The following is a 22,830-nucleotide window of genomic DNA, read 5'->3' as shown; positions in this document are numbered from 1 at the left end:
CGTCGATCAGAGCGGCCGGAGGTGCGGCGGAGGCTCCTTCGGGCCCGGGAGGATGTAAGACGCCGGGCCGATGCCGTCGCGGACCGAGGCGAGGTCGACGCCGGGATCGATGAGGCGCGCGATGCGGCGGCCGTTGAGCGAGACGAGGGCGTCGGCGCGCACCTCCACGGGCCCGCGGCCGCGGCGCTCGAAGTCTTCCCGGATGTGGCGAGAGAGCTGCAGGATGAGGTCGGGCTGGCCCGCCATCTCGCGCTCCTGCTGGCGGGTCAGGTACTCCCGCGGGCTCACGTGCCACGTACGGCCGGTCTGCGTGTTGCGGACCATGAAGGTGACGCTCCCGTTCTTCTCGCGGACCATCACGCGCCAGGAGAAGCGCATTCCCTGCTCGTGCCAGCGCACGTTGCCGCCGTACGCCAGGAAGCGGAGCGGCAGCGCGAGCTGGACGGCGCAATACGCGGCGCCGAGCGCGAGCCCGAGCGCGCGCAGCCGTCGCGAGGGGGGCGCCGCCGGCGAGGCGGCAAGGTCGCCGGCGAGCGCGGGCCGCTCGCCGGCGCTGGCGTGGCCGCCGGCGCTGGCGTGGCCGCCGGCGCTGCCGTGGCCGCCGGCGCTGCCGTGGCCGAGGAGCGCGCGCGCCCGGGCGACGAGCCGCCTGGGCCACGCCGGGGGAAAGAACACGAGCGCGGACAGGACCATGATCACCGGGAACATCCCGATCGGGAACAGGGCGCGCGTGACGGCGTGGAACAGGATCACCGCGACGTAGGCGAAGGGACGGAGCCTCCGGACGAGGAGCAGCCAGACGATGCTTGTGTCGAACAGGAACCCCGCCCAGCTCATGAGCGGCGCGGCCCACGGGTGCGTGAAGAGCGGGCCGAGGACCGGCATGTCGGTGCGCGAGCCGAGCCATATCCTGAGCGGCTGCGCGTGCAGGAGCCAGTCGGCGTGCGCCTTGGCGAGCCCCGCGAACGTGTAGACGACGCCGACCTGGAAGCGGAACAGGGTGAGCCACGCGGCCGGGACGGAGCGCTGGCGGCGCCGGGAGAACCGTGCGTCGACGGACCAGGCGCGGTGCGCGGGCGACACCGCGAGCAGCAGGCCCAGCAGGCTCGCGAGGTAATAGTGGTTGAGGTACGTCGTGACGTCGATGACCTGCAGGTAGGTGAAGCCGACGACGAACAAGGGCGCCGCGACGCGGAACATGAAGCCGAGGGCGATCGCCAGGGCGAGCGCCCCGAGCGCCCAGAACAGGGCGTGCATTCCGGCCGGCGGCAGCGGCTCGACCCAGGCGAAGCCCCAGTACTTGAAATGAAAGCTCGGCTTGACGAAGAGCTCGTCGATCCAGCCGTACGCGACGAAGCGCGCCATGCTCACGCACATCGTGAGCCCGAACAGGGCGCGGAACGCGGCGAGCCAGGCGATGTCGATCGGGCGAGTCAGAGCCCCGGCCGCGCGCGACCACGCCGCCGCGAGCCCGCGAGGGGGCGCGCGGTCAGGGAGCTCAGTCGTTGTCACCTTCCGACGACTGGGGCAGCTCGAGGTTCAGCGCGCTGACGAACTCCGTCTTGAGCAGGTCCGTCAGGGCCTTCACGGCGTTGTAGACCCCCTCGACCTTCGCCCGGTCGGTCGCGAGCGCCTGCTCCATCGGCAGGTCGAGCGCGTCCACGGCCGCCTGGGCCCCCGAGAGCGCCTCCAGCATGCGATCGGCGAGATCACCCGAGCCGACCTCGCGCAGCCAGTCGTCGAACCCGACGCCCTCGCCGCCCTCGCCGCAGCCCTGAAACAGGCGCCGGAAGCCCCTCAGGTTCGCCCGGAGGTGCGCCGTCGAGACCAGGGCAAAGCGGGACTCCAGCGCTTCCGGGCAGGTGGGGGTCACGCAGTCCGCGGTGAAGCCGAGCGGCCGCCCGAGCTTCCAGTCCTTGAGCTCCTTCTCGACATAGAACATCGCGTCGCTCACCGCGTTGAGCGCGTCCTGCTCGGTCGCGAAGACGGGGCTCCCGTGGCCGGCCTGGGTGAGCTTCTCCCGGAAGCTCCCCGCCTCGGGCGCCCAGACGCGCGCGAGCGCGCCCGCGCGGGTGAGCACGTCCGCGGCCACCGCGGCGGCATAATCGGCCTTGCGCCGCGCGAGCTCTCCGGCGCCGAGCGCCGCCCAGGTGCCGTTCGCGTTGATGGTCGAGAACTGCGAGCAGGCGTTGTCGCCGCCACCGTGGAAGACGAGGTACTCGAACGCCGCGAGGCCGCGGGCGTTGATGAGCGACGAGGAGAAGCCCGGCTGCGCGTAGGCCCGGCTCACGATCTGCTCCTCGATCTTGCACCGGCTCACGAGGGGCCAGGCGTAGATCTGGTCCCGGAGATCCTGCCCTCCGGGCTGCGCGGAGCTCGCCGCGGGGCCGAAGCGGAAGATCTCTGCCTCCTGCCAGACCGTCATGGCGGCGAGCCAGGCGCCGCGCGCGGCGGAGGCGCTCGGCTCGCCCGGGGCGCTGGCGAGGGCCGAGGCGCTCTCGTTCAGCGCGCGCGCCTGCGCCTCGAACTCGCAGGCGCGGTTCAGCGCGCAGTCGGCGGCCGCCGAGAGCAGCTTGGCTTTGGTGAAGGGGCCTTCCGCGATGGGGACCGGGGCGCAGACGTCACCGACGCCCGGCTCGCCGCCCCCCGCGCCTCCGGTCGCGGCGCTCGTGGAGGCGCCCGTCGTGGCGCTCCCCGTCGTGGCGCTCCCCGTCGTGGCGCCCCCCGTCGTGGAGCTCACGGCGCCGCTCCCGGTCGAAGGCGCGGGCGCGGCCCCGCCGCTGCCCGATGGCTGCGCGCCGCCGGGAACCGCGTTCTGGCCGGTGTAGACCACCTCGTTCGGGGGAGGCTTACGACACGCGACGACCGTGGCGATGCCGGCGAGCGACAGCAGGAGCGCCGTCGGGAGGCGGTGGGCTGCGCTCCCGTTCCGGGCCCGGTACATTCTCGGCCTCACGCTGTTCATGGAGCCTTCCTGGGATACGGGCGCTCGCCCGGGCCCCGCGGCGTCGCGGCGGCCCCAGGCTCGTTTCACGGGAGGATCGTCCGTCGCCCCCCGTCCGTCAACACGAGACGGGGAGCGCGCTGCCTCTCGTATCGGTCGTGTCAGTCCCTCGGGGCCGGGACCGGCAGCAGGACCAGCGTCGCGTCGTCATCCTCGGGCCCATTGCCGTCGGACCGGTATCCCGCGGCCGCGATCCAGGCGCCGTTCGGCGACACCGCGACGCCGTAGAGCGAGTCATCGGAACGCTCGAAGCCGTAGAGCCGATGTCCGCTCGGAGAGAAGCGCGTGTCCGGGGCGCCGTTCCGATCGAGCAGGGCGATCATGGCATCGACGTTCCCCGTGGCGGGGGTGGCGCTCCCGACCATCACGACGCGATCGTCGGGCAGGGCGAGGAGGTTGCGCCCGCGATCGTTGTCGCCGGCCACGTCGAGCAGGAAGCCGCCGCTCACGCCCCAGGAGGCGTCGAATCCGCCGGTGGCCGTGACGCGGAAGGACACGAGATCCACAGGGCCGCTCTCCTCGGCGCGCCCGTATCCGGTGGTCACGTACTTGCCGTCCGACTGGCGGGCCGCGCCGTAGGCCTCGGCCATGCCGACCGGGAACGGCGCGAGCCTCACGACGCCGTCCGACGAGAAGGTCGTATCGGGGGTCCCGTCGTCGTTCAGCCGCAGCAGCACGATCTGGTTCCTGCCGCCCACGCTCGTGTAGCCGGAAGAGAAGATCTTGCCGTCGGGCTGCACGAGCCCGTTGCGCGGGTTGTCGCCCAGGTTCAGCCCGTCGATGTCGAGCGTGTGAACCCCCTCGGTCGCAAAGGTGGTGTCCAGATCGCCGTCCGCGGTGAGCCGCACGATCGCGCGGTCTCGATCGGTGCGGCCTTCCGCCTTCTTGGAGGCGAAGAGGACCAGCTGATCGTCGATGTCGCGGTCGACGCCCCAGAGCATGTCGCCCGTGTTGCCCTCGCCGGCGCCGAGATCGTGGATGGCGATGCCGTCCGTACCGAAGGTCGTGTCGAGCGTGCCGTCGGTGTTGAACCGTACGACCGCGAGATCCGCGTCGGGCGGCGTGGCGCTCGGGTCGTGCTCGACATTGCCCGCGAGCACGACCTTCCCGTCCGACTGCAGGACGATGCCGCGCGCGGTCTCTGCGGTGCTGCCCGCGACCACGTTGACCTTCGCTATCCCGTTCGTGCCGAAGGTGGTGTCGAGCGAGCCATCGGTGTTGAAGCGCGCCACCACCATGTGGGTGTCGCCCTCCACGGCCACGTGTCCCGCGGCGTAAGCCTTCGATTCGGCGTCGAACGCCACGGCCCAGAAGCGGTCGTCGGCGGCCTCATCGAGCGCCACGACCCCTGCGAAGCCGTCCGCCCAGGGCTCCTCACCGGTGCCGCCGCCTTCGCCCGCGCCGCCTTCACCCGCGCCGCCGCCTTCGCCCGCGCCGCCGGTGCCGCCGCCTTCGCCCGCGCCGCCCTCACCCGCGCCGCCGCCTTCGCCCGCGCCGCCGGTGCCGCCGCCTTCGCCCGCGCCGCCCTCGCCCGCGCCGCCGGTGCCGCCGCCCTCACCCGCGCCGCCCTCACCCGCGCCGCCGGTGCCGCCGCCCTCGCCTGCACCGCCCCCGCCTGTGCTGCTCGTCGAGGTCGCGCCGCCTGCACCCCCGCCGCCTCCAGAATTCTCCTGGCCGTCGGTGTCGTCACCGCATGCAGCCACCCCGCCGAACAGCACGCACCAGGAAATTCCGAACGTTGCGAGAACGGTCCGATGAGCGGACGGCAAGGTTCTCCTCGAAGGCATGATCGACGACCCTTTCATGAAGATGATAATGAAAGTCGCTAGCTGAGGCGGCTATGTACGTGCAGGATGACCGCCCTGTCAAGAGATTCCGCTGGACCCATCGCGTCGATGGCCGGTGATTGCCGGGGATTTCGCCGGGACAGGCAGCGCGGCGTTGCCTCCACGCCCGTTCTCGAGGCGCGAATCGCCTGGATCGAAGCCGTGCCACGGCGATCCTCGGCGCATGCGTGCTTGCTGGTCTTCCGTCCGCCTCGATCGCGGCGGTCTCGACGTCGTGCCGCTCGGGCTCGCGTCGGGCTCGCGTCGGGCTTCAGAGCAAGGTGAGGAGGCGCCGGGCGCGGGCCTCGGCCGACTGGATGATCTGCTCGGACTCGAGCTCGGGGATCTCGAGCTTCTTGCACAGCGCGGCGAGGTACTGCTTCTCCGCGTCGTGCTGCTCGCCGTCGACGAAGGTGAGCAGCACCGCGTGCTGGAGCAGCGTGCGGCGGTCGTCGCCGCCGAGCTCACCGAGGGGCACGTCGTCCAGGGTCTTTCGCTCGGCGGCGTAGGCGCGGATCTCCTTGGCCTGGTCTTCGCTCGCCTCGAACGCCGCGATCAGCCCCTCCACCATCTCGCGCTCGGTGTCGTGGAACTCGCCGTCCGCCCACGCCACGCTCACGAGCGACTTCACGATCGCCATGCTCTGCTCTTGCATGGCGACGAGTGTCGTCGCTCCTCCGGGGCAACGTCAATCGTGAGGGGGCGGCGTCCTCGCCTCCGCGTGCGGCACGACGTGCAGGGCGCCGCGCGCGAGCGGCCCGGCCAGCGAGGCGAAGAGCTCCGGCCGCAGCGTCCCGGCGAGCCCGGCGAAGAGCAGGGCAAGCGCGACGAGCGCGAGCCACAGGGACAGGCCTCTCCGGCGCCGGGTCACCAGGGGCGCAGGCGGTCTGCTGCCCTCGTCCAGGGGGAGCGGCTCGGCTTCGGGCGCGGCGCGCTCGGACGGAACGGGACGCCCCGCCCCGGAGACGGGCGAGCGCACGCCCGCGATGGCGAGCGCGGAGCTCGCGGAGAGGGTCGCGACCGGGGGAGGCGTGAGGGTGAGGTCGAGGCCTGCGAGCGCCTTCATGCTGCGCGCGGCGCGGCGCTGCGCGCTGTGCTCCGACTGCGCCACGAAGCGCGCGACGAGCTCGTCGACCCGGGAAGCTCCGGCGCCGTCCGCCGGGGGGCGCGCGCTCCGGGATCGACGCGAGGCGCTCCACACGATGGCGTCGATGGGACCGAGGCCCGCCGGGCACGGCTCCTCCGCCGGGGCCGCGTCCGCGGGCGGGTCTGCCGGGGCCGCGTCCGCGGGCGGGTCTGCCGGGGCCGCGTCCGCGGGCGGCACGGCGTCGAGCGCCGACAGCGGGGCATCCGCCTCCACCGCCGGCGAGGCCTCGGCGGACGCAGGCGGAGCCGCCAGGGCCGCCGCGGCCGGAGCATCGTCGCCGCGCTGCGCCGGAAGGGGCCAGGGCAGCGTGTGTCGCGCTTCCGGCGTTTCTTCGAGCGACGCGACGGGCGCTCGAGGACCCGCGGGCACGGCGCCGAGGTGCTCCCGACGGACGAGCGGCCAGCCGCCGTAGGCCGGGGTGACCTGGAGAGCTGCCGCCTCCTCGACCTTGAAATGGATGGCGAGGGCGCGCGCAGCCTCGACGGCCTCCGCCGGAACCTCGGTCACCCCGGCGGGCGCCTCCGCCAGGCGGTTGGCCGCGGCGCCCTCGGCCGCCATCCTCTCCGCCCATACGGCCGTGGCCACGGTGGGCGTCGGCTCCTGCGAGAGCGGGACGACGCCGGCGGGATCCGGCGAGAGCTCGACGAGGATCGAGTCGGTCGGCGTGGGCTCCCAGGGAGGCGGCGCGACGCCGGCGGGGGCAGGGGAGAAGTCGACGAGGAACACCTCGATCCCCTCGGGGCTCGTGAGCGCCTCCCCGTACCCCGAGGCGCAGGCGACAGGCGATGAGGCTGCCACGGCGCGCGTCTCTTCAGGCGCGACGGCCGCCACCGCCGGCGCGATCGGCGAGCTCGACGCGATGAGCGCCACGGGCGCGATCGACCGCACAGGCTCGATGAGCTCCGGGATCACCGGGACCTCGGCCCGCGCTCCGGCCGTCTCGATCTCCACCACCGCCTGCACGATGGTGGGCGTCGGCTCCGGGAAAGCCTCGGCTTGCGCGCCGGCGTGCGTGGGGGGCTCGACCGCGCCGGTCTGCGCCTCGGCGCGCGGAGGGGGCTCGACCGCGCCGGTCTGCGCCTCGGCGCGCGGAGGGGGCTCGGGCGCCCCGGACTGCTCGCCGGCGCGCGCGGCATGCTCGGGAGACGGCTCGACGGCCGCGGTCCCGGTGACCTCGCCCGCCACCGCAGAGGCCGGGAGCGGCGGCCGGGCGGCCTCGCACGCGACCAGCCCGGGCTCGCACGCGACAAGCCCGGGACTGAGGGTGAGCTCCACGATCGCCGCGCAATCGGCCCGGGGCTGAGGGTGAGCTCCACGATCGCCGGCGCCGGCGGCGCGGCCTCGTCGCGCATCGCAGCGGCTGGGTCACGCGGCGCCACGGCGGCCTGGTCACGCGGCGCGACCGCTGCCTCGGCGCGCGGCTCGCGCTGCGATCGCGCGGGCGGCGGCTGCACCCTCTCGTTCGCTTCCTGCGCCGCGGGCTTCGCCTGGACCTCCGCCCGCGCGCGCTTCAGCCGGCCGGCCTCCTTGGCGCGCAGCGTCTCGCGGGCGAGCCGCGCCAGCGCGCGCCGGGCGGCGTTGCGGTTCACCGGGATCAGCGCGGCCTCGAGCTCGCGCGCCACCGCGTCCGGGTCCTGCTCGGACGCGGGGCGCGGGCGCGCCGTCGCCCCGAGGCTCGGCATGCTGCCCGCGGACGAGGCGAGCAGCCGGGCGAGCAGATCGCGCAGCAGCCGCGCCGCCTCCGCCGGCGCCACCGCCTCGCCGCGCGAGCGCAGCGTGACGGTGCCCTCGGTCGTGAGCAGCACCGCGCGATGGTCGAGCCGGAGGGGCAGGCGCGACGTCGCATCGCTGACCGCCAGCGCGAGGTAGCCCGAGGTCTCCGGCACCAGCGAGGCGCAGCGCGCGTGCGCCGCCGCGAGCACCTCCTCCAGCGTGACGCAGGCGCTCACGAGAGCCCCCGCGCCGCCGCGTCGCTCGCGCGCGCCGGCCTGACCGGCACCCCCGCCGCCTCGAGGTACGCCTTCGCCTCGCCGATCGTGTACTCGCCGTCGTGGAAGATCGACGCGGCGAGCGCGGCGTCGGCGCCGCCCTCGACGAGGCCGGCGCGCAGGTGATCCAGCGTCCCGACGCCTCCCGACGCGATCACCGGGACCGGCACGGCCCGCGCGATGGCGGCCGTCAGCAGGAGGTCGTACCCGTCCCGCGTGCCGTCGCGGTCCATGCTCGTGACGAGCAGCTCGCCGGCGCCCGCGCGCGCGATCTCCTCGGCCCACGCGACCGCGTCGCGCCCCGTATCCCGCCGGCCGCCGTGGGTCACCACCGTCCATGCCACGCGCGAGGGATCCGCGATCCGGCGCGCGTCGATCGCGACCACGATCGCCTGCGCGCCCCACCGATCCGCGGCGCGGCGCACGAGGTCGGGATCGTTCACGGCCGCGGTGTTGATCGCCACCTTGTCGGCCCCGGCGTGGAGGAGCGCCTCGATGTCCTGCTCGGACTTGACGCCGCCGCCCACCGTCAGCGGGGTGAACAGCACGTCCGCCGTGCGCGCCACGACGTCCAGGATGATGCCGCGCTTCTCGTGCGACGCGGTGATGTCGAGGAACGTGATCTCGTCCGCGCCCTCGGCGTCGTAACGGCGGGCGGCCTCGACGGGATCGCCGGCGTCCCGCAGCCCCACAAAGCGGACGCCCTTCACGACGCGGCCGTCCTTGACGTCGAGGCACGGGATGATGCGCTTCGCGAGCATACGTGGGCGTTAGCGTACCTGCCGCGCGTGGGCCAACTGTTGCGCCGTGCGCTCTCGCCGGCGAAAGCGCGCGAGCGCCCTCCCGCGCTTTCGCCGGCGTTTCTGTCGCGGAGACCGGGCCGCGCGTGGGACCGGACGCCCGGAGCCTGACCGCGCCGCGGTTCCTCGCTACCATGGCGCCCATGCATTGCCCGCACTGCGGGAAACCCATCTCCGAGGGCTCGAACGCGTGCCCGCACTGTGGCGCCGCGCTCATGCCGCCGGGCGGAGCGGCGGGCCATCACGGCCTGAAGCCCGCGGCCCGCACCATGGTCGGCGTCGCGCTCCCCGACCTGCTCCGGCAGACGCCGCCCGCCCCGGCCGATCCGCGCGGCGCGGGCCACGGCAAGGCCGCGCTGCCGCCCATGGCCGGCGCGCCGAGCGCCGCCTCGCGCACGATCGTCGGCATGCCCGCCGCGATCTTCGGCCAGGCGCCTGTGCAGGCGGATCCGCGCCTGTCCGGGGGCACGCTTGCCGTCGGGACCCCGGGGGCAGTCGCGTCAGGCGCGCGCTTCGATGCGCCGGCGCCGCCGGGCGCGCCTGTGTACCCGCCGCCGGGCGCGCCTGTGTACCCGCCGCCGGGCGCGCCTGTGTACCCGCCGCCGGGCGCGCCTGTGTACCCGCCGCCGGGCGCGCAGCTCCTCGACCTTACCGTGCCGCTCGCCCCGAGCCTCGCCGCGGCGCGCGGTCCGGCGCCACCGCCGCCGCCGGCCGCGTCCCGCACGCTGGTCGGTGTCGCCCGGCCCGGCATCGCGCCGCTCGCGCCCGGCGCCCCGGCCGAACCCGGGCCCGATCCCGAGCTCGAGGCGCGCTACCAGCCGGCCGGCGAGCTCGGCGCGACGATCGCCCCCATGCGCTTCCGTCCCCCGGCGCTGCGGAACCCGGAGCTCATGCGCCCGCAGCGCCTGAAGCAGCGGCTGGCGCCGGCGCCGCCGAACACGCGCGCGCGCACGTCCCGCCGGGCCGTCGTCGTCGTCGCCGCGGGCGGCGTGCTCGCGCTCGGCGCCGTCCTGTTCGCGCTGCTCTGGCCGAGCGCGCCCCCGGTGACCGCGCGCGCCCGCGCCGACGCCGGCGGCCGCGAGGTCATCGAGCTCCGGTGCGACAGCTGCCCCGACGGCACGGCGGTCTCCACCGGCGAGGGCCGCGCGACCATCGCCGCCCGCGTCGCGCAGATCCCGCTCGCGAGCCCGCTCTCCGTCGGCGAAAACCGGATGAAGGTCGCCATCGACCGCCCCGGGAGGGGGCGCGACGAGACGGTCGGCGTCTCCATCCACGTCGCCTACCGGATCCGCCCCGACCTCGGCACCCTGCAAGGGGAGCGCCCCTCGATCCAGGTCGTGGTCGAGGCGAGCAAGGGCACGCAGGTGATCCTCGACGGCAAGGAGGTCGCGCTCACGAGCGGCCGGGCCATCGAGTCGATCGACGTCACCGCGGCGGTCACCGGGCTCTCGGACGAGACGAAGACCTTGAGCCGGCAGGTGCCGTACACCGTCGTGCCGCCCGACGGCCCGCGCGAACAGGGCATGGTGAGCGTCGCGGTCGGCATCGTCCCGCTCGGCATCGAGGCGCCCGGCCCGAGCGTGGTCATCGACAAGGAGAGCTTCGTGCTCGCCGGGCGCACGGCCCGCGGGGCCCAGCTCTTCGCCGGCGCGCACCCGATCGCGGTCCGCCCCGACGGCACCTTCGCGCACGTGATGAACGTCTCGTCCGTGGGCGCGACCCAGTTCGAGGTGCGCGCGAAGATGCAGGGCATGGCGCCGCGCATCGCGAAGATCGCGGTGCGCCGGGTCGACCGGCTCGCCACCGCCGCGAAGGAGTTCGCCGGCCGCGGTCCCATCGGCTACGCCGAGCTCGCCGCGGGCGGGAAGGACCACATCGGCAAGCCGGTCGCGCTGACCGGCGAGGTCCTCGAGGCGCGCCGGCAGGGGTACTCGACGCTGATCCTGCTCTCGGTGCCGCCCGCCTCCGGCTGCAAGGAGGCCGGCGCGACCGCCGCGAGCGCGAGCCCCGGCGCCGCGGCGCGCTCGCCGGATGCGTGCAAGGTCCGGCTCGTCCACGGCGCCGACAACCCCGCCCAGCGCGGGGACGTCCTCACCGCCTACGGCAGCGTCGCGCCCCCGTTCGCCGCGCCGGGCGGCGCCGAGATCCCCGAGGTGTGGGTCGAGTTCACCCTGAAGGGCGCCCGATGAGCGCCGCGCGCGCGCCAGAGCGCGGCCCGCGCCGGCCGCGTCGCCTCTGGAGGGCGGGCCTCGCCGCGGCCGCGGTCCTGTTCCCCGCCGCGGCGCCGCTCGCCTTCGCCGACGCGGTGGACACGAGCCGGCCGCACACCATCGTGGTCGGCGCGCCCCGCGGCTTCGCCCCGAGCGACCGGCTCGATGCGCGCCGCACCGGCCGCTCCGCGGCGCGGCTGCCCTTCCCCGCGCGCGAGGCGTGGCGGAGGCAGCTCCGCGGCGGCATCGACGCGGCGCCGCTCGTCGACGCCGACGGCGACCTGCTCCTCACGCTGACCGTCCCCGAGGTCGTCAAGCTCGGCGCCGACGGCCGGGAGCGCTGGCGCGTGCGCATCGGCGACAGCGCGCCGCTCGCGCCCGCCGCGATCACGAGCGACGGCACCCTCGCGCTGATCACCTCGTCCGGCCTCGCCGTCGGGCTCACGCCTGCGGGGAGCGTGCGCTTCGCGGTCCCCCTTGGCCTCCGCGGGCGCGACGCCGACGTGACGCCGCTCGCGCTCGACGACGGCGGGCTCGTGGTCGCCGCGGGGCGCTCCCTCGTCGAGCTCGCCGCGGACGGGAGCGTGCGCGCCCGCGCCGAGATCCCGGATCGCGCGACCGGCGCCCTGCTCGCGGGCCCCGGCGGCACGCTCGTCACCACCGAGTCGGGCGCGGTGCTGACCTGGCGTCCGCCCAGCGCGCCGAGGCGGCTCGGCTCCCTCGGCGGCCTGCCCCGCCGCGGCGCCGCGCTCGCCGACGCCCGCACGCTGCTCGCGGTCATCGACGGCCGCCGCCTCGTCGCGCTGGATCTGCCGACCGGGACCACCGGCGTCCGCGTCGGCGGCGCCTTCGGCGTGCTCGACGGGCCGCCCGCCGTCGGCGTCGGCGGCGTGGCCGTGGTCCTCTCGACCGTCGGCCTGCTCCTCGGGGTCGACGCCTCGGGCAACGAGGCGCTCCGGGTCGCCATCGACCGGCCTCTCGCCGCCCCGCCCGCCGCCGGGCTCTCCGGCTTCCTGGGCCCGGCGGACGCGAAGCCGAGCCCGCCGGTCGTGATCGATCGCACGGGCCGCGTCGGCTTCGTGCGTGCGGGAGGCCGCGCCGGCGTGGTCGAGGCGGACGGCAACGTCTCGATCGCCGCCGAGCGTGTCTGCGCTGCCCCGGTCGCCGTCGTCCCTGCGGGCGAGGAGCGGATGGCGATCGCTTGCCGTGACGGCACCGTGGTGATGCTGGCGCGCTGAGCCGCGCGCCCGGGCCCTGGCGCCCCCTGCGGCCGGCCGCAGGGGGCCGCGGTCAACGCGCCCGCGCGGTGCTCCGGGGACGGCCGTGGGTCAGCCGTCCTGGCTCGCCGTGTTCGGGGTCCACTTCTTCCAGGTGCCCTCTTCGTCCAAGTACAGCTCCGACTCGCCCGCGGCCGTCCTGAACCGCGTGATCGTGATCTGGTCGTCGAGCGTCGCCGCGTCGGCCTCCTCGTACAGGGGTTTCGCGAGCGCGTCGGCGGGGAGCATGTGCATGCTCACGACGAACTCCTCGGCGTTCGCCTCGGCGATGCAGAATCCGTTGCTCTTTGTGTTGCTGAAGGCGAGGTACGGATTGATCGTCGCCTCTTTGGGATTGAAGGGGTCGACTTCGATGAGCTCGGCGATGTTCGCCATCTCGTTGACGTTCTTCAGCAGCGGATGGCTGGCCACCTGTTTCTGCAGCCGCGATTGGTACGTCGTCGACGAGATCGCGGCGCCGGCGAACTCCACGATCTTCGGCGGGTCGGCGTCGGCGCTGTCCACGGCCGGCGTCCCTGCGAGGAAGGCGTGGGGATCGCCCGAGATCGCCACCACGTTGGGGGCCGCGATCTCGCGGATCAGCGCGTTCCGCTGCTCGCGGAAGCCGTCCCAGCCGTCGCAGCTCAGGTAGAAGCGCCGGTTGAGCGGCTCTGTGGCGGACATCGTTATATCGATGGCGAGCTGTGAAAGGCAGTACTCGTTTCCCCACACCTTCCATGTGCTCTCGGACCCGTTGATCTTGTCCCTGAACCACGCCAGCTGTGCCTCCCCCATGACCGTGGCCTCGGCGGGCGGGTTGAACGCGATCAGCGAGGCCGCATCGAAGGTGTCCTTGACCACGAAGTAGCGCGACCCGAACGCGCTGTAGTAGTCGGGCTTCTCGAGCGCGAGATCGACGTACTTTCCGAGGTCGACGTAGGCGAGCCCAATATCCAAGAAGGCGCTCATGGTGCTGTCGATGAGGCGCAGCGGCGGCTCTGCCCCCTGCTCGTTCAGCTTCTCCACGATCGCATTGATGAAGGCGACGCTGATGGAGCGGGTCCGCTCGTCCTGCGTGTACCCGAGGTTCGGATCGAAGCCGAGCACGGGCGCGGCCTCCTTCAGCACGTTCGCGTAGTAGCCGTCGTCGTAGTCATCGATGTCCGCGATGTACTTGCCCGCTACGTCGGGCACGCTTCCGCCCGCGCTCACAATAGCGCTATCCGTCGCGAAGACCTTACCCGGGAAGCCCTCCTCCGGGATCAGGTGATCCGCGCGGTAGGTGCGGAGATCCGTCATCACGAGGTGGACGTGCTTCCCGAAGGTGAAGTCCCGGTAGATGGTGATGTCCTCGGGGTACTCGACCGTCTTGTCGTAGCGGAAGTCGTCGCCCGCCGTGTAATCGACCGGCATGTACTCGAACCAGGCCTGGTTCGCCGCCTTGCGCCGCTCCTCGTCCGTCTCCGGCTGCCGGCCGTTGAAATAGGTCGCTGTCGCGCCGTGGCAATCGCCCGAGAACTCGTGATCGCCCCAGACGGCGATCATGGGAAACAGCTCGTGCACCCTCTGGAGCGCCCGGTCGGACCGGTACGTCCTGTAGAGCTCCCGGTAGTTGCTCAGCGACTTGGCGGCGTAGTACGGCGCGCCCTGCGCCGGCTCGAAGGCGATGGCGCCGTTCACGTCCGAGAAGGTGATCTTGCGCTCCTCCGAAGGGGCCTGGAAGCTCGGATCGCCGGTCGTCTCGACGATGTAGTCCCCGAGGTGAACGATGAAATCGAGCTGCTGTCTCGCCAGGGCCGCATACGCGTTGTAGTAGCGACCGACGTAGTCCTGACTCGACACGAAGGCGAAGCGCACAGGCACGTCCGCGTCGGGCGCCGGCGCCGTCCGCGTCCGGCCGATGCGCGAGCTGACACAGCCGTCTCCTGTCGTGTAGTAAAAGCGGTAATAGTAGGTGGTCCCGGCGCTCAGGCCGCTCACCTTGACCTTGACGCAGTGATCGAACTCCGCCCGGGCGGTCACGGGGAACCGCGTGCTGTTCGATCCCACGGTGGCCGCGTTGCCGGAGGTCGCCTTGAGCGTCACGAGCCGCGTGAACTCCTCGTCGAGCGCGACGACGAGCGACAGGCTGAGATCCGTCTTCTGGTCGCTGTCGACGAGCCGGGTCCACAGCACGACGCTGTCGGGCTTCGGGTCTCCGGAGGCCACCGACTGGGGAAAGGACGCGTCATCCTCTTGTACGTCGCAGGCGCCGGGCCCGCCCTCTTCGTCGGTGCAGGCCGTCGACACGACCACCGAGCCGGCGGTCACCAGGGTGGCGCGAAGAAAGTCTCGGCGTCTCATCATCGATTGAAGTCCTCCAACGACGGATACACCCCGGGCGCTGCGCGCGCAACGGCGGCGCCGGGCCCGCCCTCGCGCCGCGCGCCCGCGCGCTCCTCGGGCTCGCTCGGGCGCCGCGGGCCGCAGCATGGCGCCTCCGCGCGAAGGGCGCGAGGGGTACTTGACGTGCCGAGTAAGGCGGCCTCTCGTGCGGGCTCGACCCGCTGAAAGCATGTCATGTTCCAGACCCACCTCTCCCCTGAAGCGCTGCGCGGCGCCCTCGCGCGCCTCCGCAGCGGGCCTCCCGAGCGGGGCCGCGCCGGCGCGCGCCAGCCGGTCCATACCGTCTACGGCGGCGCCCACCTGTTCAAGGCCGACACGGCCCGGAAGCTCGGGGCGGTGGCGCTCCGCGTCGTCGAGGAGCACGCCCCCGACTTCGCCGCCTTCGCCCGGGCGATCGGCCTGCCGGGGGCCGACGGGCTCCCGGAGGAGCGCGCCGAGGCCCTCGCGCTCTCGGCCGCGATCGAGGCCGGCGGCGGCGCGGCGGCGCGCGCCTCCGGGCCGGCGAGGCTCGCGCACGCGGTGTACGCGCGCGTGCTCGACAAGCTCCGCCGCGAGCCCGTGGAGGACCTGCGCATCGACTTCGAGGACGGCTACGGCGTGCGCCCAGGCCACGAGGAGGACGCGCACGCCGCCGCCGCCGCGCGCGAGGTCGCCCTGGGCATGGCCGCGGGCGGCCTGCCGCCGTTCCTCGGGATCAGGATCAAGTCGCTCGGCGACGAATGCGCCGAGCGGAGCCTGAGGACGCTCGACCTCTTCCTCTCCTCGCTCGTCGCCGCGTCGGGCGGCGCGCTCCCGCCCGGCTTCGCGGTGACGTTGCCGAAGGTGGTCGCGCCCGAGCAGGTCTCCGCGCTGGCCGACGCCCTCGACGCGCTCGAGGGCGCCCTGCGCCTGCCCGCCGGCTCGATCCGGATCGAGCTGATGGTCGAGACGCCGGCGTCGATCCTCGGCCCGCGCGGGGAGATCGCGTTGCCCGGGATGGTCGAGGCGGCCCGCGGGCGGTGCGCGGCGGCGCACTTCGGTGCTTACGATTACACGGCGAGCTGCGAGATCACGGCCGCGCATCAGCACCTCGCCCACCCGGCGTGCGACTTCGCGCGACACGTGATGCAGATTGCCCTGGCCGGCTCGGGGGTCTGGCTCTCCGACGGCGCGAGCAACGTCCTGCCCGTCGCGCCGCACCGCGCGCGGCCCGGCGGGGCGCCGCTCACACCGCAGCAGGTGGAGGACAACCGTCGCGCCGTCGTGGGCGCATGGCGGCTGAAGTACGAGCACGTCCGTCGCGCGCTCGGGAGCGGCTACTACCAGGGCTGGGACCTGCACCCGGCGGAGCTCCCGGTGCGCTACGCGGCCACCTACGCCTTCTTCCTGGAGGGCGTCGAGGCGACCTCTGCCCGGCTGCGGGGCTTCATCGAGCGGGCCGCCCAGGCGACCGTCGTCGGGACGGTGTTCGACGACGCCGCGACGGGGCAGGGGCTCCTGCGCTTCTTCCTGCGCGCGATCAGCGCGGGCGCGATGACGGAGGTCGAGGCGGCGGAGAGGACCGGCCTCACGCCGGACGAGCTCAGGGGGCGATCCTTCCCTGCCATCGTGGCGCGCCGGAGCGTGTGATAGGAGAGCATCGGAACGGACGCATCGCACAGGGGCCCGGGCCCCGGGCCCGAGGAGAACCGATGAGCGCGATCACGACGCACGTGCTGGACACCTCGCGGGGCTGCCCGGCGAGCGGCGTGCTGGTGGTGCTGGAGGTCGGCGACGGCGGCGGTTACCGGGAGGTCGGCCGGGGCACGACCGACGACGACGGCCGGCAGAGAGGCTTGCTCCCGCCCGGCGAGCGGCCGATCGAGGGCGCCTACAGGCTCACCTTCCACACCGGCGCCTATCACGCGGCGCTCGGGGTCGAGAGCTTCTACCCCACCGTGTCGATTCTCTTCGAGATCCGGGACCCGGCGCAGCACCATCACGTCCCGCTGCTGCTCAGCGCTTACGGTTACACCACGTACCGCGGAAGCTGAGAGCTGAGCGCGCGCCCGCGGGCGATGCGACGGAGCATGGGCGCTCGAGCGTCGCGCGCTGGAGCGCGTGCGCTGGTCGCGCCTGATGCGGATGCGATCGAGGGGCCCGCGGCGGCGGCGGCTCCCGCGTGGCGCATGGCGATGGAGCTCATGATACGATGGACGCCGCCCGGTATTGGGGCAGCTGGAGGGGAAACGGTGAGCTCTCTACGAACTCGCTCAGGTGAAGCGCGGGATCGCCGGCGCGGTGCTGGCTTGCTCGTCGTCGCGATGGTTGCGCCCTCGCCCGGGTGTGCGCCGGAGGAGCGGCGCTTCGTCGATCCAGGCGCCACGGGAGGGGATGGCGCCGCCGGTGGTGCAGCAGGTGGATCCGCCGCTGCGGGAGGCGGCGGCGGCGAGGCTGGCGGCGGCGGGGCTGGCGACGGCGGGGCTGGCAGTGGCGGGGCTGGCAGTGGCGGCGAGGCGGGTGGCGGCGGCGCTGGCAGCGGCGGGGGGAGCCCCGTGGCGTGTTCTCCCGCGGAGGCGCGGTGCGCCGGCGATCTCCTGGAGGCGTGCGGCGGAGACGGGCAGTGGCGACCCGTCGGCTGCGCCGGGTGGTGCGGCGCGGGCGCGTGCGTCGTGCCGCGGAGCTGCCAGGGCGGCTCGCCCGGAGCAGGCGAGGCCTGCGGTCCGGAGCGGAACCAGCCTTGCTGCGCGAGCCCGCGCGTTCCGGGCGGCAGGTACAACCGGAGCAACGACGAGGCCTATCCTGCGGAGGTGAGCGATCTTCGCATGGACCGGTACGAGGTCACGGTCGGACGGTTCCGCAGCTTCGTCGAGGCGTACCCCGAGAGCCGACCTGCCGCCGGCGCCGGAGCTCACCCGACGATCCCGCGAAGCGGCTGGGACGGCGGATGGGGCGCTCGTTTGCCGGCGACCCAGGCCGAGCTGAGGGAAGCATTGAAGTGCAAGCCGGGATTGCACACGTGGACTGACGACGCGGGCGAGAACGAGGCCAGGCCGATCAGCTGCGTGAGCTGGTTCGTTGCGTTCGCGTTCTGCGCCTGGGATGGCGGGCGGCTCCCGACGGAAGCGGAGTGGAACCATGCGTCTGCCGGCGGGAGCGAGCAGCGGGAGTATCCGTGGGGCAACGCGTTTCCCAACGCGACGTACGCCGTGTACAACGCGGCGGGCAGCGCGGTTGTCGGCTCGAAATCGCCGAGAGGCGATGGCCGGTGGGGGCAGGCCGACCTCGCGGGGAACCTGTGGGAGTGGACCCTGGATTTCCATGGGCCGTACCTCGCCCGGTGCTCCGATTGCGCGGAGGTCGAGGGCGGCTCCACGCGGGTGATCCGCGGCGGCAGCTGGTGGCAGCCCGAAGCGGAGGACATCTCCACTCCCCTTCGGGAGAGCTGGGACCCGGCCGATCTCACGGACGCGCTCGGGGTCCGCTGCGCAAGGCCGCTGTAGCGCCGGCCGCGCTTCGTGAGGCGACGCTGACCAGCGCCGTCAGGCGCCGCGGTCAGGGGGAGATGAGGTAGATGACCGTGAAGGCCACGGTGAGCGTCGCGGCTGCAAGCGCGATGAGCTTGGGCATGGTCCAGTCGTCTTCGATCTTCGGGTTCTCTGTGCTCATCGTGGTCCTCCGCCGTGCTCTCCGCGCGCGTCGCGCGCGCCCGTCTCCTGGCAGAACGCGGACTCGCCGTCAACCTTGACCCCGGCCGCGACGGACCGGGCGCCCTCAGGCGGGCGCCTCCGCCGCTGCTTCGGCCGCGCCCTGTCCGCCCGCGTGCAGCAGGGCGAGCCTCACCACCTCGGGCAGCAGATCGGCGAGCAGATCGCGCAGCGACGTCCGGTCGAGCTCGTGGCGCTCGATCCAGTCGAGGCTGGTCGCCTCCACGAACCCGATCCACCCGCGGAGCGCCACCCGGAGCGCCGGGGGCCGCTCGGCCACCGGCGCATCGGCGAGCAGCTTGTCGAGGAACCGGCTGCGGGTCTCCTCGATGATCGCCAGCACCTCGGCGTCCGAGCCGATGCCGCCCCGGAAGATGGCTGCGTAGGAGATCCCCTGTTGCTCGACATACGTCAGATAGGCGTCCAGCCCGGTGCGCAGCCGCTCCGGCTCCGGCACGTCGTCGACGTCCAGCGACCGCTCGACGAGCTCGCGCGCCGCTTCACGCAGGACGTCGATATAGAAATCGCGCTTGGTTGGAAAATAGTGGTAAAGAAGCCCTTTCGAGATGCCTGCGGCCTGCGCCACCTCGTCGATGGATACGTCGTCGTAGGCTCGCTGGCTGAAGAGCTCGAGCCCCAGCGCGAGCAGCTGCGCGCGGCGCGCGTCGAGGTCGAGCCGCTGCCGGGGCGGCTTGCCATCGACGCGCCGGGACGTCGCGGCGCGGGACGGCTTTCGGGGCGAGATCATGAGAGGCGGACACCCTACGCTTCCGTCGATCCGGGTTCAATCTCGGCAGAAGCGGCGACTCCGGTTCATGCATTGGGCCGCTCTCGCTGCGCTCCCGTTGCGCTCTTGTTCCGCTGGCGTCCTCTCTTCGGCTTGCCGGACGCGGCCCGGGGAGAAAGCGTGTCCGTCGCAGCCCTCGCCGGGCGCCGCCGCTCGACGTGCCGGGCGTCGCGCGGCGTGCGCGCGGGCCCGGCGTCGTCTTTGCTCCTTGTGGCGCCCTTGCATGGCGCATCCCTGGGATGTGCAGGAGGGAGACATGCAGCATCTCACGATGTCCGCTCTGGGCGCCGTCCTGCTCGCGACGGCGCTCTCGCGCGCGGCGTTGCCTGAGCGCCCGGCCCGCCCGCTCACAGCCGCGCTGACCGGGCAGGACGAGGTCCCCGGTCCCGGCGATCCGAGGGGGAGCGGCACGGCCCGCCTCACGTTCGATCTCGTCCGGGGCGAGGTCTGCTTCGACCTCACGGTCGCCGGCATCGCGCCGGCGGTCGCGGCGCGCATCCACGAGGGCCCTGCCGGCCACGCGGGCCGCGGTGTCATCACGCTGATGCCGCCGACGGGCGGCAGCTCCAGCGGCTGCGTCAGCGCGGCCCGCGACGACCTGAGCGCGCTGCTCACCGCACCGGAGCGGTATTACGTCGCCGTCCGCACCGCCGATTTCCCCGACGGCGCCTTGCGAGGCCAGCTCTCGCGCTGATCGCCCCGCCCGAAGCCCGGACACCCCGGCAGCCCGGACAGGCGCTGTGCCGATGACGAGCTCCCTCCCCGGGGGCCGTGCCTCCCCGGATCTACCCGCCCCACAGCAGCTTCCTCAGCCGGATCTCCGTGATCTTCCGCTGCTCTTCCGCCGCGATGTGCAGCTCCTCCTCCGGCGTGTGCTCGATCCGCTCGCGCAGCATCTCCAGCATCTCGTCCGCGCTCTTCCCGGTGGCGCAGACGATGTAGATGAACCCGAACTTCTCGTCGTAAGCGAGGTTGTACTGCGCGAGCGCCTCCCGCAGCTCCTCGGCCGCGGCGTTCATCCCCGCCTGTTCCTGGCTCGAGAATCGCCTCGCCGTCGCGCTCGCCTCCGCGGCCTCCGCCTGCGGCCAGGTCTCCCCGATGCGGGGGTGCGCGCGGAACGCCTCGAGCCAGTCCTCCGGACCGAGCCGCGCGAACCCCTCCGACGCCGCCGCGAGCAGCGCCTCCTCGTCGCGGAACGGCCGCGCCGCCGCCATCCGCGACGCCCACGAGGACGCCCCGCACGCCGCGCGGAGCTCCGCCTCCGCCTCCCGTTCGGTGAGCGCGTTGAGCCAGCGGAGCCGCTGCTCCGCCGCCCCGCTCCGGGTCGCCTTGCCGAAGATGCGGAGCCGGCTCACGCCGCCGTCAGGATAGATGTTCATGCGGACGTGCGTGAACGGCCCCGCCGCGCGCAGCTCGTCCTCGAAGAGGTGGCGCGTGTGCGCCTGGAGCTTCGTCTGCGGCACGATCTCCCGCCAGTCGCCCGCGCCGGCGAGCTCTTCCACGGGGCGCCCCGCCGCGTCGAGCCCCTCGATCATGCAGCTGTCGGGGTAATTGCCCTTGAAATGGTTCGTGTCGACCTCGATCCGGCGGATCTCGCCCTGGGCTGCGAGCGCCACGATCGCCCAGTCGTACCCGGGCCCCCTCCGGCGGCGCGTCTCCCAGCCCTCTCCCATGTTCGCCGCCCGGCCGGGCAGGATGAGGTTGTGGCGCACCCCGAAGAACATGTCGCTGCACGAGAGCACGCGGGCGCCGTTCTCCGCGGCCCCGAGGTCGAGCTCCGCGCCCGGCCGGTCGAGCCGGCGCCAGTCGGGGACGGCATCGCCGTGCACCCGGAGCCGCGCCACCCCGCCGTCCGGATAGATGTTCAGGCGGAGGTGCGTGAGCCGAGAAGGGCAGCTCACCGCAAACGCGTTCTGCGAGTCGCCGGCGAGCGCCGACCGCGTCAAGATCTCGACCCAGTGGGTCCGCGGATTCAGCAGCTCCTCCACCCGCGTGTCCGGCCGCGCCGCGCACGCCTCGATGGAGCAGTGCTCGGGGTAGTTGCCCCGGAAGAACGCCGTGTCGATGACGACCCCGCGGATGATCCCGGGCAGCCCCAGCCGGACGAGGCACCAGTCGAACCCGGGAGTCCGGCGCCGGCGCGTCTCCCAGCCATCCATCCACTTCCCGCGATCTGTGTACTCGTGCTCCAGGAACACCGGTCTCCCGGCCTTGAGCAGGTTCTCCTTCGGCGCGAAGAACTCGTCGTTCGCCGAGATCACCGCGCCGCCCAGGCGCTCCGAGGCGAGGTCGAGCGCCTCCGCGAACGCCGGCCCCGTCACCCCTCTCTCTTCAGCCATCGTCCCCTCGCCTCCCCGGAGAAGCTCCCGCGGTCATAGACCCTCTCGCCGCGAAGGTAGGTGGCCTGAACGACCCCGTGGAGCTCCTCCCCGGCGTACGGCGTCACCTTGTGCCGGTGCTGGAGGAGCGGCGGCTCGACCCGGAAGGTCGCCTCGGGATCCCAGATCACGAGATCCGCGTCGAACCCTCGCCGGATCTCCCCTTTGCAGCGCAGCCCGGCGAGCCGCGCCGGCCCCCGGCACAGCCAGTCCGCGAGCCGCTCGATCGGGATGCCCCGGCGGCGGGCGTCGGTCCACACGATCGAGAGGCCGAGCTGCAGGCTCGAGATCCCGCCCCAGGCGGCGTCGAAATCGCCGGCCTCGAGCCGCTTGAGCTCGGGCGTGCACGGGGAGTGGTCGGAGACGACGAGATCGATGAGCCCGCCCTGGAGCGCGGCCCAGAGCTCCTCGCGGTTCTCCCGCTCCCGGATCGGCGGAGCGCACTTGAAGGGCGTCGCGCCGTCCGGGATCTCCTCGGCGGCGAAGTGCAGGTAGTGCGGCGTCGTCTCCGCGGACAGCGCGGCGCCGCCGTCGCGCGCCCGCCTCAGGATGCCGAGCGCCGTCGCCGACGAGAGGTGGACCACGTGCGCGGCCGCGCCCGTCGCCTGGCAGAGCGCCGCGAGCAGGGCGATCGCCTCGTCCTCCGCCTCGCGCGGCCGCGAGCGCAGGTAGGCGGCGTACGTCCGCGGATCCAGGCCGGCGAGCGCCGCGCGCGCCGCGTCGATGGGGCCGGGGAGCTCGGCGTGGACGAGCAGCGGCGCCCCCGTGCCCGCGAGCACCTCGAGCGCCGCCCGCAGATCCGCCTCGGCGACGTGGCCGAACTCCGCCACGCCGGAGTCGACCATGAAGCACTTGAAGCCGAGCGCGCCGGCCTCGAGCAGCGGAATCAGCTCTCCCGCGTTGCCCGGGACGGCGCCGCCCCAGAAGCCCACGTCGACGAGGCACCGGCCCTCCGCCGCGCGCGCCTTCTCCTCGAGGTGCGCGACCGTGGTCGTCGGCGGGATGCTGTTGAGGGGCATATCGACGAGCGACGTCACGCCGCCCGCGGCCGCGGCGCGCGTCGCCGTCTCGAACCCTTCCCACTCGGTCCGTCCGGGCTCGTTGATGTGCACGTGCGCATCGACCAGGCCGGGCATCACCACAGCGCCCTGCGCGTCCACGACGGGGCAGCCCTCCGGCACCTCGTCATGTCCGGCGACGGCGACGATCGTCCCGCCCAGGATGTGCACCGAGGCCGGCCGCACGGCGCCTCCGGTGACCACCCGCAACCCGCGAACGATGAGGTCCGGCGTCATCGGGATGCGACGATACCACGGCGCCGGGCGGACCGCCGAGGCGGCGCACCGTCGCGGCTTGAGCTCTCGCCGTCCTGCTCCTACGCTGC

The 22,830-nt window shown here is 73.7% G+C and carries 17 protein-coding genes; 7 read left to right on the top strand and 10 right to left on the bottom strand.

Annotated elements, in window-relative coordinates:
- Positions 1–6: 6 nt before the first annotated feature.
- The 5 genes from WMF36_RS31215 to WMF36_RS31195 form a co-directional block, all read right to left on the bottom strand.
- On the bottom strand, positions 7–1,512 hold the full coding sequence (locus WMF36_RS31215) for an HTTM domain-containing protein (protein WP_437574413.1): 1,506 nt from the start codon (positions 1,510–1,512) through the stop codon (positions 7–9).
- Complete coding sequence (locus WMF36_RS31210; RefSeq protein ID WP_437574412.1) at positions 1,499–2,965, bottom strand: imelysin family protein; 1,467 nt, start codon at positions 2,963–2,965, stop codon at positions 1,499–1,501. The genes WMF36_RS31215 and WMF36_RS31210 overlap by 14 nt, the downstream gene beginning before the upstream one ends.
- A 140-nt stretch (positions 2,966–3,105) precedes the next feature.
- A complete protein-coding gene (locus WMF36_RS31205) occupies positions 3,106–4,707 on the bottom strand; it encodes a hypothetical protein (protein ID WP_437574411.1) in 1,602 nt (533 codons plus the stop codon).
- 394 nt (positions 4,708–5,101) lie between these two features.
- On the bottom strand, positions 5,102–5,485 hold the full coding sequence (locus tag WMF36_RS31200; protein ID WP_437574410.1) for a TerB family tellurite resistance protein: 384 nt from the start codon (positions 5,483–5,485) through the stop codon (positions 5,102–5,104).
- Positions 5,486–5,518: 33 nt separating this feature from the next.
- Positions 5,519–7,252 (bottom strand): hypothetical protein, encoded by a 1,734-nt coding sequence (locus WMF36_RS31195; protein ID WP_437574409.1) that lies wholly within the window; start codon positions 7,250–7,252, stop codon positions 5,519–5,521.
- 30 nt (positions 7,253–7,282) lie between these two features.
- On the opposite strand from WMF36_RS31195, the gene WMF36_RS31190 reads away from it, so the two are divergent.
- Complete coding sequence (locus WMF36_RS31190; RefSeq protein ID WP_437574408.1) at positions 7,283–7,846, top strand: hypothetical protein; 564 nt, start codon at positions 7,283–7,285, stop codon at positions 7,844–7,846.
- Positions 7,847–7,922: 76 nt separating this feature from the next.
- Here WMF36_RS31190 and hisF read toward each other — a convergent pair whose 3' ends face one another.
- On the bottom strand, positions 7,923–8,726 hold the full coding sequence (hisF, locus tag WMF36_RS31185) for an imidazole glycerol phosphate synthase subunit HisF (protein WP_437478721.1): 804 nt from the start codon (positions 8,724–8,726) through the stop codon (positions 7,923–7,925).
- A gap of 182 nt (positions 8,727–8,908) precedes the next feature.
- On the opposite strand from hisF, the gene WMF36_RS31180 reads away from it, so the two are divergent.
- Both WMF36_RS31180 and WMF36_RS31175 read left to right on the top strand, forming a co-directional pair.
- Positions 8,909–10,954 carry a zinc ribbon domain-containing protein gene (locus WMF36_RS31180; RefSeq protein ID WP_437574407.1) on the top strand — a complete coding sequence of 682 codons (2,046 nt, stop codon included), beginning with the start codon at positions 8,909–8,911 and terminating at the stop codon, positions 10,952–10,954.
- Positions 10,951–12,213 carry a hypothetical protein gene (locus WMF36_RS31175; protein WP_437574406.1) on the top strand — a complete coding sequence of 421 codons (1,263 nt, stop codon included), beginning with the start codon at positions 10,951–10,953 and terminating at the stop codon, positions 12,211–12,213. The genes WMF36_RS31180 and WMF36_RS31175 overlap by 4 nt, the downstream gene beginning before the upstream one ends.
- Positions 12,214–12,303: 90 nt before the next feature.
- On the opposite strand, the gene WMF36_RS31170 is transcribed toward WMF36_RS31175, so the two are convergent.
- On the bottom strand, positions 12,304–14,577 hold the full coding sequence (locus WMF36_RS31170) for an alkaline phosphatase D family protein (RefSeq protein WP_437574405.1): 2,274 nt from the start codon (positions 14,575–14,577) through the stop codon (positions 12,304–12,306).
- A 213-nt stretch (positions 14,578–14,790) separates the two neighbouring features.
- Between WMF36_RS31170 and WMF36_RS31165 the strand changes: the two genes are divergently transcribed.
- The 3 genes from WMF36_RS31165 to WMF36_RS31155 all read left to right on the top strand — a co-directional run bounded on the left by WMF36_RS31165 (position 14,791) and on the right by WMF36_RS31155 (position 18,077).
- Complete coding sequence (locus WMF36_RS31165) at positions 14,791–16,224, top strand: DUF6986 family protein (RefSeq protein ID WP_437574404.1); 1,434 nt, start codon at positions 14,791–14,793, stop codon at positions 16,222–16,224.
- Positions 16,225–16,286: 62 nt separating this feature from the next.
- A complete protein-coding gene (gene uraH / locus WMF36_RS31160; protein ID WP_437574403.1) occupies positions 16,287–16,628 on the top strand; it encodes a hydroxyisourate hydrolase in 342 nt (113 codons plus the stop codon).
- A gap of 501 nt (positions 16,629–17,129) precedes the next feature.
- Positions 17,130–18,077, top strand: coding sequence for a formylglycine-generating enzyme family protein (locus WMF36_RS31155; protein WP_437574402.1), 948 nt, complete (start codon positions 17,130–17,132; stop codon positions 18,075–18,077).
- Positions 18,078–18,348: 271 nt separating this feature from the next.
- Here WMF36_RS31155 and WMF36_RS31150 read toward each other — a convergent pair whose 3' ends face one another.
- Positions 18,349–19,029 carry a TetR/AcrR family transcriptional regulator gene (locus tag WMF36_RS31150; protein WP_437574401.1) on the bottom strand — a complete coding sequence of 227 codons (681 nt, stop codon included), beginning with the start codon at positions 19,027–19,029 and terminating at the stop codon, positions 18,349–18,351.
- Positions 19,030–19,324: 295 nt separating this feature from the next.
- Between WMF36_RS31150 and WMF36_RS31145 the strand changes: the two genes are divergently transcribed.
- Positions 19,325–19,762, top strand: coding sequence for a CHRD domain-containing protein (locus WMF36_RS31145; RefSeq protein WP_437574400.1), 438 nt, complete (start codon positions 19,325–19,327; stop codon positions 19,760–19,762).
- Positions 19,763–19,853: 91 nt separating this feature from the next.
- On the opposite strand, the gene WMF36_RS31140 is transcribed toward WMF36_RS31145, so the two are convergent.
- Positions 19,854–21,407 (bottom strand): allantoicase, encoded by a 1,554-nt coding sequence (locus WMF36_RS31140; RefSeq protein ID WP_437574399.1) that lies wholly within the window; start codon positions 21,405–21,407, stop codon positions 19,854–19,856.
- Entirely contained in the window at positions 21,386–22,741 is a 1,356-nt protein-coding gene (allB, locus tag WMF36_RS31135; protein WP_437574398.1) for an allantoinase AllB, read from the bottom strand. The genes WMF36_RS31140 and allB overlap by 22 nt, the downstream gene beginning before the upstream one ends.
- Between the last annotated feature and the right edge of the window lie 89 nt (positions 22,742–22,830).

The sequence above is a fragment of the Sorangium sp. So ce887 genome, assembly GCF_051521455.1.
In the GTDB taxonomy this organism is placed as follows: domain Bacteria; phylum Myxococcota_A; class Polyangia; order Polyangiales; family Polyangiaceae; genus Sorangium.
Note: the sequence above shows the minus strand (reverse complement) of the source record. Positions and strands in the feature narration are given on the sequence as shown.